The following is a 14,653-nucleotide window of genomic DNA, read 5'->3' as shown; positions in this document are numbered from 1 at the left end:
CCAGATGCAGTTGCAGTCGCGAGGGTCCTTTTGCCTGAGAGTTTCCGGGGCGGTTGCTCCTTCGGCGCCGACCCTTGAAGTTCAACCAGAACCTCAGAAGACCGGTCTCTCCCGACGCGACTGTTGTCTATGTCCCGGACCAAACACCAGCCCGCGCAGGCTGTCAACGCGTCACTCGGGCTTTCAACCAGCTTTAGGAGCCGTGCAGCAAGCCCATGATGTTTCTGCACAGTTTCTGGACACGCGAAGTCCCCTTGTCTAAAAGCATCACCGCCGAATTCCCGGACTTCTTCGATTGGATTGCTATGAGCGGCGTCAACGAGATCAGGTCGACCTTCCTCAACTTCTTCGCCGCGAACGGCCACGAGATCGTGCCGTCCTCGCCGCTCGTGCCGCGCAACGACCCGACCCTGATGTTCACGAACGCCGGCATGGTGCAGTTCAAGAACGTCTTCACCGGCGTCGAGAAGCGCGCTTACAACCGCGCTACGACGTCGCAGAAATGCGTGCGCGCCGGCGGCAAGCACAACGACCTCGACAATGTCGGCTACACCGCCCGGCACCACACCTTCTTCGAGATGCTCGGCAACTTCTCGTTCGGCGACTATTTCAAGGAGAACGCCATCGAGCTCGCCTGGAAGCTCGTCACCAAGGAGTTCGGCCTGCCGAAGGACAAGCTGACCGCGACCGTCTACATCGACGACGACGAGGCGTTCGGCCTCTGGAAGAAGATCGCCGGCCTGCCGGAATCCCGCATCATCCGCATCAGTGGCTCGGACAATTTCTGGCAGATGGGCGACACCGGCCCGTGCGGCCCGTGCTCGGAAATCTTCTACGACCACGGCGACAAGATCTGGGGCGGCCCGCCGGGCTCGCCGGAGGCCGATGGCGACCGCTTCATCGAGATCTGGAACCTCGTGTTCATGCAATATGAGCAGCTCGAGGGCGGGGTCCGCAATCCGCTGCCGAAGCCGTCGATCGACACCGGCGCCGGCCTGGAGCGCGTCGCCGCGGTGCTGCAGGGCAAGCACGACAATTACGACATCGACCTGTTCGTCGCCCTGATCCGCGCCATCGCCGACCTCACCAATGCCGACCCGCAGGGCCCGCAGAAGGCGTCGCTCCGCGTCATCGCCGATCATCTCCGCGCCTCGTCGTTCCTGATCTCGGACGGCGTGCTGCCCTCGAACGAGGGGCGCGGCTATGTGCTGCGCCGGATCATGCGTCGCGCGATGCGCCACGCCCAGTTGCTCGGCGCCCGCGAGCCCCTGATGCACAAGCTGGTCGGCACGCTCTCCCGCGAAATGGGCCAGGCCTATCCGGAGCTGATCCGCGCCGAGGCGCTCATCAAGGAGACGCTGCGGCTCGAAGAGACCCGCTTCCGCAAGACCCTGGAGCGCGGGCTGGCCATCCTCGACGAGAAGTCTGCCACTCTGAAGAAGGGCGACATGTTCGACGGCGACGTCGCCTTCACGCTGTACGACACCTACGGCTTCCCGCTCGATCTCACCCAGGACGCGCTGAAGTCGCGCGGCATCAGCGTCGACCAGGCTTCCTTCACCGACGCCATGGACCGCCAGCGCGCCAAGGCGCGCGCGGCCTGGGCCGGCTCCGGCGAGGCTGCGACCGAGACCGTCTGGTTCCCGCTGCGCGAGAAGCTCGGCGCCACCGAGTTCCTCGGCTATGAGACCGAGACCGCCGAAGGCGCAGTGACCGCGCTGGTCAAGGACGGCGCCGAGGTCGAGAGCCTCAAGGCCGGCGAGAGCGGCGTCATCGTGCTCAACCAGACCCCGTTCTACGGCGAATCCGGCGGCCAGGTCGGCGACACCGGCCTCATGACCGGCGACGGCGTCCGCGTCCGCATCACCGACACCCAGAAGAAGGCCGGCGACCTGTTCGCGCATATCGGCACGGTAGAGCAGGGTACGCTCAAGCTCGGCTCCGCGCTGCAACTCGACGTCGATCACAGCAGGCGCTCGGCGATCCGCGCCAACCATTCGGCGACCCACATCCTGCACGAGGCGCTGCGCCAGGTGCTCGGCGACCACATAGCCCAGCGCGGCTCGCTGGTCTCGCCCGACCGGCTGCGCTTCGACTTCGTCCATCCGAAGCCGATCTCTCCGGAAGAGCTCGCCCGCGTCGAGGACATCGCCAATGACGTCGTGCTGGAGAACGCCGAGGTCACCACCCGCCTGATGGGGCTGGACGATGCCCGCGAGGCCGGCGCCCGCGCGCTGTTCGGCGAGAAATATGGCGACGAGGTCCGCGTCGTCTCGATGGGCGACGCCGCGCGCGAGCAGGGCTCGAACGCGATGGGCTGGTCCGTCGAGCTGTGCGGCGGCACCCATGTCAGGCGCACCGGTGACATCGGCCTGATCGCGGTCACCTCCGAGAGCGCGGTGGCGTCCGGCGTCCGCCGCATCGAGGCGCTGACGGCGCGCGGCGCGCGCGCGCATGCCAACCATAATCTGTCGCTCGCCAAGGCCGCCGCGGCCGAGCTGCGCACCACGGTCGAGGACGTACCGGCGCGCATCACCGCGCTGATGGAGGAGCGCAAGAAGCTCGAGCGTGAGCTGTCGGACGCGCGCAGGAAGCTCGCCATGGGTGGCGGCCAGGAGACCGGCAACGGCGCTCCCGCCGGGATCCGCGACGTCGGCGGCATCAAGCTGATGGCCCGCGCCGTCTCGGGCATCGAGATGAAGGATCTCAAGTCGCTGGCCGACGAGGCCAAGAAGCAGCTCGGCTCGGGCGTCGCCGCGATCGTCGGCGTCACCGAGGACGGCAAGGCCGGCGTCGTGGTCGGCGTCACCGCCGATCTCACCGCGCGTTTCAATGCGGTCGACCTCGTGCGCGCCGCGTCCGAGGCGTTGGGCGGCAAGGGCGGCGGCGGCCGTCCCGACATGGCCCAGGCCGGCGGCCCCGACGGCGGCAAGGCGGAGGCCGCGCTGGCCGCGATCGAGAGCGCGATCGGCAAGGCCAGCTGATCGTGCCGCCGCTCGGGCCGGGCGAGAGCGTTCGCGATCCCGATCTGCGCGACCGGCTGTACGAGCTGCTCGAGCACGACCATCTGCCGAGCACGCACGGCTCGCGCGTCGTCCAGTTCATCGTGCTCGTCATCACGCTCGACGTGCTGGCGGTGGTGCTGGCATCGGACCCGGACATCGCGGCCGCCATTGGCGGACTGCTGCGCGCGATCAAGATCGGCGCGCTGATCGTCTTCGCCGCGGAGTATGTCGCCCGTCTCTGGAGCGTCGCCGGCCACATGCCGCGGCGGCAGTCGCCGCGCCAGGATCGCTTCGCTTACGCCTTCTCCGCGCTCGGCGTCGTCGACCTCCTGTCCTTCGTGCCGGCCGCGATTGCGCTCGTGCTTGGCGACCGCAGCCTGGAAGCGGTGTGCATCGTGCTGCCGTTCCTCAAGCTGGTGCGCTATTCGCCGGCGCTGCGCTCGCTGCTGTCGGCGGTGCAGGCCGAGCGGCGCATCTTGATCGGCTGCCTCGTGATCCTGGCCGGCGCGGTGCTGCTGTTCGCCTCGCTGCTCTACGCGGTCGAGCGCGACGTCCAGCCGGACAAGTTCGGCACCATCCCGCATGCGATGTGGTGGGCGATTGTGACGCTCGGCACCGTCGGCTATGGCGACGTCGTGCCGGTGACGCCGCTCGGCCGCATCATCACGGTGTTCGCGATCATCTGGGGCTTTGCCATGATCGCGCTGCCGGTCGCGATCATCTCCACCGCGTTCGCCGAGGAGATCAAGCGGCGCGACTTCGTCGTGACCTGGGGCATGCTGGCGCGGGTTCCGCTGTTCTCGCATCTTTCGGCGTCCGAAATCGCCGACATCATGCGGCTGCTGCGCGCGCGCACGATCGAGTCCGGCGAGGTGCTGGTGCGGCGCGGCGATGCCGCCTCCTCGATGTATTTCATCACTGCCGGCGAGGTCGAGATCGAGCTGCCGACGCAATGCGTCAAGCTCGCCGACGGCACGTTCTTCGGCGAGATCGCGCTGCTGCATCGGACCAAGCGCTCGGGCACCGTGACGGCGACACGCAAGACCCGGCTGCTGGTGCTCGACGCGCAGGATTTCCACGCCTTGATCGCGCGGATGCCGGCGCTGGCCGCGCATGTCCGGACCATCGCCAAGGCCCGCATGGCCGATTCCGGCGACCTCGCCCTCGCCGAGCTGTCGCAGGCCGAGCACGACGACCAGACGGACGGGTAGGTCCGAACAACGAGTCCCGCTGTCATCCTCCCCCTCCAGGGGAGGGTGAGACCGAGATCGCCGCCCAACACAGATTGCCCATCAACGTCCTCGCTGCGGCGCGCGGGAGTGGCGCAGCTACGAGCTTTATCTCATCTACCAACCAGTCAAACAGCCGGGCATGCCCACGCGGTCCCGCGGCGCGGTCGCGCCCGGGGGATGCGGAAAGCATTCGCCCTCGATAGTGATGAGGGCGCAGGGAATGCCGGGTGAGGGCCTCACCCATGGCCCGCCTGCGAAAAAAATGCAGGCGGCAGGTACCACAGGCAAAGCCGATTCATCCGGCATTCCCTGCGCGGCGGTTTTAACGCTTATACGCGATCTCCTCGGTGCACCGGGCTTGTTGGCCACCGTGCGCGACGACGCGCTTCTCGCCGCCGCGGGGACACCAGCTTCGGGGTGTCAGGACCACGCGACTTCACGTCCGCAAGCGCATCATTCGTCCGCGCATGAAGCGCGCTGATGCCCTCACGTCCACCGCATTGCCGGCCCAACGTTTCGTGACGACGCGTACGCCCCTCATCCGGACCGGAACGAAGGGAGAATAGGCATGGTTTGCTGATTTTCGGAAGCGTTTTATTTTTGCGCGAAGCTCTTGAAGCCGGAGATCGTCTTGAACCGGTTCGTGAAATCAGCCTTCAGTGTATCCAATTTTGGACCAGTCTGAAGAGCGATGTCACGCTCTCCTGTCTGGCGATGCTGCCCGTCGGCCAACTCGGGGGTGAGAAAATTAGCGCCACCGCGCGCATACAGACAACTCGGGGGCAAGCCAAGCTGGTGCTAGTATACCAAAATTCAGTCGGTCTTGTAGATCAGCTCGCTGTATGTGCCGTAGGCATGGAAGCTCAAAAAATGTTCGATGCTGCTACACATGAGGGAGCTGGCTGGGGCGACTACGGCAAGATGGTGGAGCTACTAGAAGACCTAGTAGACGATGAGCAGTCGGCCATGATGCACAAGGGACACGCACGAGCGTTCGAACTTGTTTTGCAGCATCGCGCAAAGGTGGAGCGGCTTGCAATCGCAGTTTTCGAACGGAAGCGACTCGGAGCAGAAGAACTCTCACGTCTTCTCGAAAAATAGACCAATGTGCTCCCGCCGCCGATCGCCTCACGCGAATTGCGCGAGGCCGTGGCCGACCGACCAGTTCTCCTTGGCGGCGTCGAGGACGGTCATGAACAGGTCCTCCGGCCTGATGCCGGGGCTGTCCCCGAGCAACTCGGCGATGCGTCGGAACAGCGCCTTCTTCTGCTCTCGCGTGCGGGTGTTGAAGACGGTGATCTGGATGTAGACGAGATCGTCGCTGCGGTTGATGCCGAAGGCGTTGCCATAGCGGAAGTTGGAAGGATCGTGCTCGGTGATGGTCATGAACTGATCGTCCTCCGGCACGTCGAGCGCCTCGCGCATCGCCCGGTAGAGGCTGTCGAAGATCGCCTGCCGGTAGGTCTCCGGCTTGCCCGCGCGCAGCGAGATGTGAAGCAGCGGCATCCCTGGTCCTTTCATCCGTGATGTCGGCTGAGAGGTTAGATGCGGCGGTGCGGTTCGGGTATGCTGGGGATCGAGATATCAGTCATAATGGCTGGAAATGACCGAACACCCGCTCGACCTGGACGAGGTCCAGGCCTTCGTCCGTATCGCCGAGCTCGGCAGCTTCACCCGTGCCGCCGAGGCGATGCAGACGACCCAGGCCGCGATCAGCCTGAAGCTGCGGCGGCTCGAGAACCGGCTGGGGTGCCGGCTGATCGAGCGCACGCCGCGTCATGTGCAGCTCTCGGAGCGAGGCAGGGTCTTCCTCGATCCTGCCCGTCAGCTGCTGGCAGCGCACGACCGCGCGCTCGCGGTGTTCGCCGGTGTGCGGCAGCGTCTGATCATCGGCATCAGCGACCATGTCGCCGGGCCAGAGCTGCCGGCGCTGATCGCGCGCATGAACGACCATGATCCGCATCTCGTGGTCGAGATCCGCATTGGATCGTCGGCCGACCTGCTGCAGAGCTACGACCGGCGCGAGCTCGAGGCGGTGATCGTCCGCCTGCATGCCGGACGCAGCGATGGCGACCTCGTGGCCGAGGAGAAGTTCGGCTGGTTCGCTGGCCCGGATTGGGAGCCGCGCGCGGGCGAGCCGTTGCCGGTCGCGACCATGGCCGAGCCGTGCGGCGTGCGCGCGATGGCCGCGCAGCATCTCGATGCGGCCGGCGTGTCCTGGGCCGAAATCTTCGTCGGCGGCGGCGTTGCGGCGGTCGTGGCGGCCGTCACGGCCGGGCTCGGCGTTGCCGCGCTCGCGCCGCGCATGCTGCCATCGGGCGCGGTCGATGTCGGCGCAAGGCTCGGATTGCCGGAGCTGCCCCGGCTGCCGGTCGTGCTGCACACGCGGGTGAGGGATGGCCGGGCGTGCGCGGCGCTCGATGCCCTCGTGGCGGCCTTCCGAAGCGCGGTGCGGGCGTGATGCATGCGGCGCGTGCCGCGGCGCAGGTGATGGAGCTTGGAGCTGAGATCAACTCCGAACGCTATTTCGACGGCCGGATTGATGTCCTGCTCGCGGATGGATCGCGCGTGCCCGCGCGCAGATCTGATCGCTCTTGGGGTCGCCAGGATGGAATTGACGTAAGCCTTATTCCGCAATGCGGCATGTGACAGTCATGTCACAGTTACGGTTATACCGACTCCCAAATATAATATGACTATTCAAGGGCGCCCTGGTGCTTGCTAGGATTGCCATCCAATCTCAGGTTGACGAAATCGCTCCTCGAATGGGCGGCGGCCGGGATTGAGCCGTGGGGAAGCGCGTGCCGGGACGGAGGCTCTGGGCCGGACGCGACAGAACAACATCCAGAGCCTGGGGACGCTGCGAGGAGCAGGAAAAATGAGTGGGTTTGCGACGACCGCGCGCATGTGCGGCGTAGGGGTTGCTTTGTCTTGTTTGTTGGGTGGCGGTGGTGCGGTCGCGGCCGATCTGCCGATGAAGGCGCCGCCGATTCCCTATGCGGGTGTCGATGATTTCTGGACGCGGCCGTATCTGTTCGGCGATCTCGGCCGGACCAGGCTGAAGGAGCAGGGCATCTCGCTCGCGCTCACGCTCGGCGACGAAGCCGTCACCAATCTGTCGGGTGGCTCGCGCAACACCGCGGCCAATGCCGGGCAATTGTGGTTCGAAGCCAAGTTCGACATGGCCAAGCTCGCCGGCATCCAGGGCGGCATGATCGGCGTGACGCTGGTCGATCGCTTCGGCAAGAATCTCAACAGCGAGGCCGGCATTCCGGCGCTGCAACTGACCAACGAGGTGTTCGGCCGCGGCAACATCCTGCGCCTCACCGAGTTCTACTATCAGCAGAAGCTGTTCGACGACCGCCTCGTGCTCAAGGGCGGCCGGCTGCCGGTCGGCTCCGACTTCTTCTTCGGCCAGTGCGAGTTCATCAACCTGACCTTCTGCGGCGGCCAGCCGGGCAACATCCAGGGCGGCTACATCTACAACTGGCCGGTGAGCCAGTGGGCCGGCGTCGTGCACTACAACTTCACCAAGGAATGGAAGCTGTCGGTCGGCGTCTACGACGCCAATCCGAACTATCTGACGACGTCGGACGCCGGCGTCTACCTCGCGCCGGGCATTCCGCGCTCCACTCCCGCCTCGGGCGTGCTGGTGCCGGTGGAAGTGGTGTGGGAGCCGAGCGGTCCGCTGAACGGCACCTGGCGCTTCGGCGGCTGGTATGACAGCGCGTCGACGATCGACGGCGGCTTGCCCGGCATCGTCGCCGTCGTCCCCGGTGGTCCCGGCGTGGGAGATCAGAATCTCAGCAGCCAGCGCGGCCGCTACGGCTTCTATGAATCGATCCTGCAGCGGCTGACGGTCGAGGGTCCCAAGGCGCAGGGCTGGTACACCTTCCTCAACACCAGCGTCGCCGATCACCGCACCTCGTATCAGGACTACCAGATCTCCTGGGGCGTCAAGCACACCGGCACCTTCTCGTTCCGTCCCGACGACGAGGTCGGCTTCGCGGTCGGCACGACGCATGTCAACTCGGCGGCGCTGACGCCGAATGCCGGCGGCAACGAGGTGCCGATCGAGGCCTGGTATGGCTGGCAGGCGACCGGCTGGATGAACCTGAAGTTCGACGCCCAGTATGTTATCAATCCGGGTGGACGCGGCTTCAACGCCGCCGGCGTGAAGACCGGCAATGCGGTGGTGCTCGGCCTGCGGACGGTCGTCCACTTCTGATCCTGTGATGTGAGCCGACGGGGCGGGTGTGCAGCATCCGCCCCATCTGCGCGAGGCGTCTCGGCTATCCGGCTCACCGATCCGATGCGGAGCTGGCGCATCCTGCCCATCCGGGTGGGCCGCGATGCGATGACGTCGATTGACTCTTTCGCATTGCGGCACGACATCTCCTGGGTCGCGCCGCCGACCTGCCAGGAGACCGCCATGACCGCAACAGACACCCATCCCGTTGCCGGCCGACGCCTGGGCGACGAGGTCGTGGACTGGCTCACCAACGGCACCCGCGACGAGCGCTTCATCGACAACATCTTCGGGCAGATGTGCAACCGGCTGCAGCGCGCCGGCATTCCGGTGAAGCGGGCCTCGCTGCACGTCCAGATCAATCATCCGCAGTGGCTCGGCGCGCGCATGCTGTGGAGCGACGGCATGCAGGGCGCCGACATTGCCCGCGTCGATTACGACGTCCGGGAGCGCTCCGAATATATCGGCAGTCCCGCCAGCGAAATCCATGAGGGCGTCGAGGAGATCCGCGAGAACCTCGCGCGCGACCCCGAGCTCGGCCGTCGGCACGCGATCTATGACGAGATGCGGGCGCAGGGCCTGACCGACTATGTCGCATGGCCGATGTATCACACGCTCGGCAAGCGCCACATCGTCACCTTCGCGACCGACCGGCGCGGCGGTTTCGACCAGGCGCACATCGACGCGCTGATCAGGCTCGTGCCGGTGCTGGCGCTGGTCAGCGAGATCCGCATCAAGAACCGGCTGGCGCGGACCCTGCTCGAAACCTATGTCGGGCCGCATGCCGGCGAGATGGTGCTGGCCGGCGCCACCCGGCGCGGCAGCGGCACCACGGTGCGCGCCGCCATCATGATCTGCGACCTCCGGGACTTCACCCGCATCTCCGACAACTGGCCGCGCGACGACGTCATCGATCTGCTCAACAGCTATTTCGATGCCATGGTGGAGCCGATCACGCAGCACGGCGGCGAGATCCTGAAGTTCATCGGCGACGGCCTGCTGGCGATCTTTCCGCTCACCGAGCCCGCTGCCTGCGCCAACCTGCTGCACGCCGTGAGCGGCGCCCGCAAGGCGATGATCGAGCTGAACGCGCGCAACGGCGAGACCGGCCGCGCGCCGCTGAACTACGGCATCGGTGTCCATGTCGGCGACGTCATGTACGGCAATATCGGCTCGCGCACCCGGCTGGATTTCACCGTCATCGGCCCCGCGGTCAACATGGCCTCGCGCATGGAGGCGCTGACCAAGCAGGTGGGCCGGCCGGTGCTGCTGTCGCGCGATTTCGCAGAGCTCGTCGAGGGCCCGTTCGCGCTGGAGCGCGTCGGCGAATTCCCGGTGCGCGGATTCAACGACCCGATCGAGCTGTTTTCGTTCGATGGGTAGGGCATTCAGTAGGGTGGGCAAAGGCGCAGCCGCGCTGTCTCCACGTTCGAGATCGTGGTGGCGCCGTGCCCATCATCCTGCTGATGAGTTCGTGGAAAGACGGCGGGCACGCAGCCGCCTGCTGCTTTGCCCACCCTACGCGGACTTCTCCGCCGTTCACGCCTCGTCCAGAAACGGCGCGACGACCTCGCGCGTCTCAGCGCTCGTCACCACCGGCACGATCTCGAACGTCATGCCGGAGTCGCGAGCATTGGAGAGAATCCATTGCTGCAGCAATCGGGCGTCGTCGCATTCCATCAATTGGAAGCAGCGGTCGAAATTGGGTTCGATCCAGCTGCCGAGATATTTCAGCCCGTCGGGAAACGTGATGCCGGGATCGCGGACGCGTCGATAGACCGGGATCGGATCGCGGTCCTTGAAACGTTCGATCACCATGAACAGCATGCGCGCCTCCGTCCTGACGTGCACGCATTGTGCGGTGAATCGGTGCGGGGTGCCAGCCCGGGGGGACATCGTTCGCCTGACGGACGAGGCCTCGATGGCCTCGTGGACGAGACGCCTTTCCCTGGCGCAGTCCTTGCTTCTGCGAGGGAACTCGCATCCAACGGGAAGAGAAACCCATGAAGAAGGCACGTCTCGTCGCGTACGCTCTGGTTGCAGCGGTGCTGGCCGCACCCGCCTTCGCGGAGGAGCTGACCGGCACCTTGCAGAAGATCAAGGAGACCGGCGCGATCACGATCGGCTACCGCGAAACCTCGCTGCCGTTCTCCTACATCGACGACAACCAGAAGCCGCTCGGCTTCGCGCTCGACATCTGCAACAGGATCGTCGACGAGATCAAGGCGACGCTGACGCTCGACAGGCTGGAGGTGAAGCTCACGCCGGTGTCGTCGGCGACCCGCATTCCGCTGATCGCCAACGGCACCATCGATCTCGAATGCGCCTCGACCACCAACAACATCGAGCGCCAGCGGCTGGTGTCGTTCTCGCCGACCTATTTCCTCACCGCCAACCGCTTCGTCGCCAAGGCCGCGAGCGGCCTCAAGACCATCGACGACCTCAAGGGCAAGACCGTCGCCTCGACATCGGGTACCACCAACATCAAGCAGCTCTTCGAGGCCAACACGGCGCGCCAGCTTGGCATGAACGTGCTGACGGCCAAGGACAATGCCGAAGGTTTTCTGATGGTCGAGAACGGTCGCGCCGACGCCTATGTGATGGACGACATCCTGCTCGCGGGCCTGGTGGCCAGCGCGAAGACGCCGTCGGACTTCGTGATCTCGACCGATCAGTTCTCGATGCCGGAGCCCTATGGAATCATGCTGCGCAAGGACGATCCGGCCTTCAAGGCCGTCGTCGACCGCGCCGCCACGAAGCTCTATACGAGCCCGGAGATCGCGGCCTTGTACACCAAATGGTTCATGGCGCCGGTGCCGCCGAAAGGCGTCAACTTCAACTTCCCGATGACATCCGCGCTGCAGAAGGCGTTCGCGCATCCGAGCGACAGCGGCGATCCCAAGGCCTATTAGTATCTTCGGCTTATGTCATACGGCGTATCGACAGGATGGGATGAGGCCGGCGCTCGCGCGGGTCTCGTCCCGCGCTACTGCCCCGAGGGCGTGCGCAGCCCGTGCCAGGCGTCGCGCACCTGATGGTAGTGAACCTCGGGCAGGTAGTCCGGCGTATTCAGATTGAGGTTCTTGACGTCGAGCCGGCCGATCGCGCTGAGTAGCGTGTAGGAAGCGATGACGCGGTCGCGCTGGGCGCCGATCAGCCGCGCCTTGGCCTGGATCAGGTCGGCCTGCGAGTTGAGCACGTCGACCGTGGTGCGCTGGCCGCCCTGGGCCTCGCGCGAGACGCCTTGCAGCGCGACGGTGGCGGCCTTCACCTCGGCCTCGGAGGCGCTGACGGCGACCTTGGCGCCTTCATTGGCGACCCAGGCGCTGACCACCGCGGTGCGCGCCTGGTTGCGGACCTGGTCGAGCACGAGGCGGCTCTGCGCCGCGAGCTCCTTGCTCTGGCGGGTCTGCGACGCCGCCGTGCCGCCGTCATAGATCGGCGCGGTGACGCTGCCGACGATCGAGGCCTGGTCGGTGCCGAAGGTGCCCAGCGTCTGATCCGAATCGCGGCTGCGGCTGACACCGCCCTGCAGGGTCACGCTCGGCAGCAGCGCGCCCTCGGCGACCTTGATCGAGGTCGAGGCCGCGTCGACGTCGAAGCTCGCCGCAGCCACGGCCGGATTTTCCTTGTTGCCGAGCGCAATCGCGTCCTCGCGGCTGCGCGGCAGCAGGCGATCGATCGGGTCGGCCGCGCGCAGCTGGCCTGGCGCCATGCCGATGACCTGGGCATAGGTCGCCTGGCTGATGGCGAGGTTGACCTCGGCGGCGTTGAGATCGGACAGGCCGCGCGACAGCCGCGCCTCGGCCTGCGAGGCGTCGGTCGGCGTGACGTCGCCGGCATTGAGGCGGCGCTGCGTGACGGAGAGCGTCTCGCGCAGGAAGGCGACGTTGGAGCGTTGTGCCTCGACCAGCGACTGGTTGGCGAGCACGTTGGTGTAGGCGGTGACGGCGTCGAGCAGCACGCCCTGGCCGACATTGCGCAGCGCCTCGCGGCCGGACTGCACCTGCAGCTCCGCCATGCGCACGCTGTTGGCGGTGCGGAAGCCGTTGAACAGCGTCTGCGTGACGGTCACGCCGATGGTCCAGGGCTTCAGCGTCGCGGTCTGGATCGTGTTGTTGGGGAGCAGGTTGCGCACGGCCTGCAGGCCGGCACCGAGGCTCGCGATCAGTTGCGGGCGATAGCCGGCGAGCGCCTGCGGCACGTTCTCGTCGGTCGCGCGCTGGCGCGCGCGCTCGGCATTGAGCGCCGGGTTGGTCTGATAGGCTTTCGCGAGCGCGGCCGCGAGATCCTCGGCGCGCACAGGCGAGCAGACGACGAGGCTGGCCGCGAGGGTCAGGCCGAGGCCGATCCTTCGCGCACGCACCTCGCCGACGCCAAATTCCTTGGCTCGACCCACCATCCGACTCCGCCGCGTCCCACTGTCTTAACCAGTTGTTTACCTGTTTAGGGCGGATGGCGGCCACACACAAACCGCGGATGTGGAATCCGGCAGGCTTTTCCATGGTTTGTTGTGGCGTGCTCGCCACAGACCGTTTGTCGCAGTGCTGCGACATGGCCGCGCGGATACGCGCTCGGTAGGCGGGTGAGGGGCACCCGTGGACATCAGAGGCAGATCGATTCGTTCAGCTGCGAGTGACCCGCAGCAATCTCACCGGTTCTTGTTCACCGGCTTGCGCTTCTCGATGAAGGCAGCCATGCCCTCGGCGCGGTCCTCCAGCGCGAAGGTGGCGTGAAACAGGTTGCGCTCGACGTTCATGCCTTCGGACAGCGGGGTCTCGAAGGCGCGGTTGACGGCCTCCTTGGCCATCGCCGCCGCCGGGCGCGACATCGCCGCGATCTTCTCGGCCGCAGCCATCACCTCGTCCATCAGCCTGTCGGCCGGCACGATGCGGCTGACGAGGCCGGAGCGTTCGGCCTCGGCCGCATCCATCATGCGGCCGGTGAGGCAGAGGTCCATCGCCTTGGCCTTGCCGATCGCGCGCGTCAGGCGCTGGGTGCCGCCGATGCCCGGAATGGTGCCGAGCGTGATCTCGGGCTGGCCGAATTTCGCGGTATCGGCGGCGATGATGAAGTCGCACATCATCGCGAGCTCGCAGCCGCCGCCGAGCGCGTAGCCCGCGACCGCGGCGATGGTCGGCTTGCGGCAGCGCGCGACGCGGTCGCCGCCGATCGCGGTGAAGTCGCTCGAGAACATGTCGATGAAGCTCTTCGGCTGCATCTCCTTGATGTCGGCGCCGGCGGCGAACGCTTTCTCGCTGCCGGTGATCACGATGCAGCCGATGGCGTCGTCGGCCTCGAGATCATCCACGGCGGCGGCGATCTCGCGGAAGACGCCGAACGACAGCGCGTTGAGCATCTTCGGCCGGTTCAGGGTGATGACACCGACCGCGCCTTTGCCTTCGACGATGATGTGCTCGTAGACGCTCATGATGCCAACCCCGAGAAATCAAAATAGCGGGCAATGTGCCCGCTGGATCGATGCGCATCAAGTAGGTGCGGCGCCGCGCGGCGCCTCAGATCATGAACATCCGCGCCGCCGAGCCCAGGGTGAGCAGGGTGCCGCAGGCGATGAAGATCTTGCCGATGATCGAGGCCTTGTCCCAGCCGGAGCTGTCGTCATTGCTGACCGTGACCATGTTCACGGTGACGTCCGAGGCCGCCGGCGCATCGCTCGGCGCGGCGTCGGCCGCTTGCGCCGCAGGTGCGGCCTGAGCCTGGGCTTCGGCCGGCAGCGGCGCCGGGAAGCCGTCCTGCTTCGCCGCCGGAGCGCTCTCGGACCCCACCGGCAAGAACGGACTGTAGCTCTGCTGTTCGGCCGCGCGCGCGAATCCAGTGCCAACGAGGCCCAGAACGAACGCGGCGGCAATGATCAATGCTGAACGTCCACTGGCTTGGATCGTCATCGTCGGCCTTCTCCCCATCCCGCCAGCCCAAGCCGGAGTGAGACCCCGACAGATGTCGAGAACGGGGCAGAAAATGGGTATCTTCCTGCCGCTCACGGCAAAAGCTGGGCGCCGCCGCACTTTGCGACGCTGCCCATCAAACCTGATCATGCACCTCGCGATTCGGTGCTATGGAGCGGTTCCAAGACTTGCCCGGTGGCGTGCTCTCGGTGTGGCGTAACTCGGATGGTTCCGAGGCCAATGTCCTCATCACGAATTAGT

General features: G+C 66.2%; 12 protein-coding genes and 1 riboswitch. Of the genes, 7 read left to right on the top strand and 5 right to left on the bottom strand.

Annotation, left to right across the window (positions count from 1 at the left end; all coding sequences use genetic code 11):
• Positions 1-12: 12 nt before the first annotated feature.
• Positions 13-124: riboswitch (glycine riboswitch) on the bottom strand.
• A gap of 181 nt (positions 125-305) precedes the next feature.
• The 3 genes from alaS to QX121_RS17935 all read left to right on the top strand — a co-directional run bounded on the left by alaS (position 306) and on the right by QX121_RS17935 (position 5,338).
• A complete protein-coding gene (gene alaS / locus QX121_RS17945) occupies positions 306-2,984 on the top strand; it encodes an alanine--tRNA ligase (RefSeq protein ID WP_315777641.1) in 2,679 nt (892 codons plus the stop codon).
• A 2-nt stretch (positions 2,985-2,986) separates the two neighbouring features.
• Complete coding sequence (locus tag QX121_RS17940) at positions 2,987-4,216, top strand: cyclic nucleotide-gated ion channel (protein ID WP_315739936.1); 1,230 nt, start codon at positions 2,987-2,989, stop codon at positions 4,214-4,216.
• 594 nt (positions 4,217-4,810) lie between these two features.
• Positions 4,811-5,338 carry a hypothetical protein gene (locus QX121_RS17935; RefSeq protein ID WP_315812639.1) on the top strand — a complete coding sequence of 176 codons (528 nt, stop codon included), beginning with the start codon at positions 4,811-4,813 and terminating at the stop codon, positions 5,336-5,338.
• Between the two features lie 27 nt (positions 5,339-5,365).
• Here QX121_RS17935 and QX121_RS17930 read toward each other — a convergent pair whose 3' ends face one another.
• The gene (locus tag QX121_RS17930) at positions 5,366-5,743 is read right to left on the bottom strand and encodes a tautomerase family protein (protein ID WP_315812638.1); all 378 of its coding nucleotides are present in this window, start codon (positions 5,741-5,743) and stop codon (positions 5,366-5,368) included.
• Between the two features lie 97 nt (positions 5,744-5,840).
• Between QX121_RS17930 and QX121_RS17925 the strand changes: the two genes are divergently transcribed.
• From QX121_RS17925 to QX121_RS17915, 3 genes are all read left to right on the top strand, one after another.
• Entirely contained in the window at positions 5,841-6,698 is an 858-nt protein-coding gene (locus tag QX121_RS17925; RefSeq protein ID WP_315812637.1) for a LysR family transcriptional regulator, read from the top strand.
• Between the two features lie 417 nt (positions 6,699-7,115).
• Positions 7,116-8,465: a carbohydrate porin gene (locus tag QX121_RS17920; RefSeq protein WP_315739900.1), complete on the top strand. Its 1,350-nt coding sequence runs from the start codon at positions 7,116-7,118 to the stop codon at positions 8,463-8,465.
• A 204-nt stretch (positions 8,466-8,669) separates the two neighbouring features.
• The gene (locus QX121_RS17915) at positions 8,670-9,869 is read left to right on the top strand and encodes an adenylate/guanylate cyclase domain-containing protein (RefSeq protein ID WP_315812636.1); all 1,200 of its coding nucleotides are present in this window, start codon (positions 8,670-8,672) and stop codon (positions 9,867-9,869) included.
• 156 nt (positions 9,870-10,025) lie between these two features.
• Here the strand turns inward: QX121_RS17915 and QX121_RS17910 are convergent, their stop codons facing one another.
• Positions 10,026-10,313 carry a DUF3303 domain-containing protein gene (locus tag QX121_RS17910; RefSeq protein WP_315739898.1) on the bottom strand — a complete coding sequence of 96 codons (288 nt, stop codon included), beginning with the start codon at positions 10,311-10,313 and terminating at the stop codon, positions 10,026-10,028.
• A gap of 176 nt (positions 10,314-10,489) precedes the next feature.
• Between QX121_RS17910 and QX121_RS17905 the strand changes: the two genes are divergently transcribed.
• Positions 10,490-11,398 (top strand): amino acid ABC transporter substrate-binding protein, encoded by a 909-nt coding sequence (locus QX121_RS17905; RefSeq protein WP_315812635.1) that lies wholly within the window; start codon positions 10,490-10,492, stop codon positions 11,396-11,398.
• Positions 11,399-11,472: 74 nt separating this feature from the next.
• On the opposite strand, the gene QX121_RS17900 is transcribed toward QX121_RS17905, so the two are convergent.
• The 3 genes from QX121_RS17900 to QX121_RS17890 form a co-directional block, all read right to left on the bottom strand.
• Positions 11,473-12,888, bottom strand: coding sequence for a TolC family outer membrane protein (locus QX121_RS17900; RefSeq protein WP_315739896.1), 1,416 nt, complete (start codon positions 12,886-12,888; stop codon positions 11,473-11,475).
• Between the two features lie 249 nt (positions 12,889-13,137).
• Positions 13,138-13,917 (bottom strand): enoyl-CoA hydratase, encoded by a 780-nt coding sequence (locus QX121_RS17895; RefSeq protein WP_315739895.1) that lies wholly within the window; start codon positions 13,915-13,917, stop codon positions 13,138-13,140.
• A gap of 85 nt (positions 13,918-14,002) precedes the next feature.
• The gene (locus tag QX121_RS17890; RefSeq protein ID WP_315756518.1) at positions 14,003-14,392 is read right to left on the bottom strand and encodes a hypothetical protein; all 390 of its coding nucleotides are present in this window, start codon (positions 14,390-14,392) and stop codon (positions 14,003-14,005) included.
• Positions 14,393-14,653: the final 261 nt, after the last annotated feature.

Origin of the sequence: Bradyrhizobium sp. SZCCHNR2028, assembly GCF_032380995.1 — a bacterium.
GTDB lineage: Bacteria > Pseudomonadota > Alphaproteobacteria > Rhizobiales > Xanthobacteraceae > Bradyrhizobium.
Note: the sequence above shows the minus strand (reverse complement) of the source record. Positions and strands in the feature narration are given on the sequence as shown.

What these genes read in the sequence shown, in the direction of transcription:
- QX121_RS17915 (WP_315812636.1), top strand. Translation starts at nt 8,670, where the DNA reads ATGACCGCAACAGACACCCATCCCGTTGCCGGCCGACGCCTGGGCGAC.
- QX121_RS17895 (WP_315739895.1), bottom strand. Translation starts at nt 13,917, where the DNA reads ATGAGCGTCTACGAGCACATCATCGTCGAAGGCAAAGGCGCGGTCGGT.
- QX121_RS17905 (WP_315812635.1), top strand. Translation starts at nt 10,490, where the DNA reads ATGAAGAAGGCACGTCTCGTCGCGTACGCTCTGGTTGCAGCGGTGCTG.
- QX121_RS17930 (WP_315812638.1), bottom strand. Translation starts at nt 5,743, where the DNA reads ATGCCGCTGCTTCACATCTCGCTGCGCGCGGGCAAGCCGGAGACCTAC.
- QX121_RS17910 (WP_315739898.1), bottom strand. Translation starts at nt 10,313, where the DNA reads ATGCTGTTCATGGTGATCGAACGTTTCAAGGACCGCGATCCGATCCCG.
- QX121_RS17925 (WP_315812637.1), top strand. Translation starts at nt 5,841, where the DNA reads ATGACCGAACACCCGCTCGACCTGGACGAGGTCCAGGCCTTCGTCCGT.
- QX121_RS17920 (WP_315739900.1), top strand. Translation starts at nt 7,116, where the DNA reads ATGAGTGGGTTTGCGACGACCGCGCGCATGTGCGGCGTAGGGGTTGCT.
- alaS (WP_315777641.1), top strand. Translation starts at nt 306, where the DNA reads ATGAGCGGCGTCAACGAGATCAGGTCGACCTTCCTCAACTTCTTCGCC.
- QX121_RS17890 (WP_315756518.1), bottom strand. Translation starts at nt 14,392, where the DNA reads ATGACGATCCAAGCCAGTGGACGTTCAGCATTGATCATTGCCGCCGCG.
- QX121_RS17900 (WP_315739896.1), bottom strand. Translation starts at nt 12,888, where the DNA reads ATGGTGGGTCGAGCCAAGGAATTTGGCGTCGGCGAGGTGCGTGCGCGA.